A 1,453-nucleotide genomic window follows, 5' to 3' on the forward strand; every position below is an offset into this window, starting at 1 on the left:
TCATGAAAGGACTTCAACGCCTGTTAACGTTTAGAGTATCTCGACGAAAACCACTCCTGCTAAGAGTAATTTCGTCACATATGGGCATTAGATTACGTTCAAATGCTCAAAGTCTCAACGACAAACTTTTGTTGTTGAGCAAAAACAAACAAAAAAGCCTCCCGATTGGGAGGCTTTTTTGTTTCTGAATCTCGGTGCGGATTAAGTGTCGTTATGGTAAATAACAATAGATATCTAACGTTACATTTTCTCGATCAATATTGACGAAATTCTGTCATTCCACTTATTACCAATCCATGGGTTACTTCCAGGAAGAGCCACTACAGCATCACCACCTTGATCTGGGTGCTCATACAAAGTAGCCCTATAACCACTTCTAATCTTATATGATGACAACACATCCCCAGCTTTCATTGGAACTAAATTATTAAGACCAACCTTCAAATCCCATCGAGTTCCCTTATAATCACGATCTTGATACATCATCATAGGGCGAACATCCTCGGATTTTTCAACTTTGACCGAGGAGACTTTATCATTCAAATCTTTTCCAACCCAAGAGTTATAGCCACTTTCAATAAGCCAACTATCACCGGTTCCGTTAGGGCCAGAAAATAAAGTGGCCGAGTACCCTGAAGAAAGAGTGTAAGAAGAAAGCACATTATCAAGATCATATTTCGACAAGTTGCTTAAACCGACAGGAAAGCCAGCGCTTCTCCCCCCCTTATCTCGATCTTGATAAGCATAAAACACGTATGAAGGGCGGCTCCCCTCTACATAACAATCAGCCCCATAAGGATCCGGTGAACTAATCATACATAATTGAACATTGTATGGTTGATTCTCCATACATCGTTCAAGGTTGGCTTGGCATTGTGGATGCTGTGTATCAATATAATCAGCAAAAGATGGAGAAGAAATAAACGCAAGACAAAACAATGATATCTTTTTCATATGAAATTTTATTCTTTATCTATAAAACAAAGATTATAACAAAAAAGCCAAAACCAAAGCACCCGGCTAAATTTATTTTAAGAATAAAAATCCGGTGTTTATTATTCCTATTATGTAAAATTCGCCACTTTCCTATCAGAAACACCGCCTAGAAGCCCCTCGCACAGCCTGTAAGCCATTTTAAGAACCAAAACCACCCACAGACACACAGATTCACTTTGAAAGTTAATTTCACAACTAGAGGGTTTCACAGTGCGAATTAACATCTTTTGAACTCACCCAAAAATCACACCGTAACGCTCATAACTGAAACTTTCCCTTTGAGATCGTGATTTCTCGTGAAATGGGCGAAGTCCTTTCATGAGAAATCACGATCCGACAATCGAACGGAGTGAGTGCGTCAGAAAGAGTCATCCAAAGCCTCGCTGAGTCACATCGTAGATCGGGGATTTTGAGCATTCAGGACGAATGTATACAAAATCCGAATCCCGCTAATCGT

1 protein-coding gene is annotated in these 1,453 nt (G+C 39.7%); it reads right to left on the reverse strand.

The features are described from left to right. Positions 1–240: 240 nt before the first annotated feature. Positions 241–954, reverse strand: a complete 714-nt coding sequence (locus tag AB4484_RS04505) for a peptidase inhibitor family I36 protein (RefSeq protein ID WP_372076626.1) — start codon at positions 952–954, stop codon at positions 241–243. Positions 955–1,453 lie beyond the last annotated feature (499 nt).

The organism is Vibrio sp. 10N.261.46.A3, from assembly GCF_041472995.1.
In the GTDB taxonomy this organism is placed as follows: Bacteria; Pseudomonadota; Gammaproteobacteria; order Enterobacterales; family Vibrionaceae; genus Vibrio; species Vibrio coralliirubri.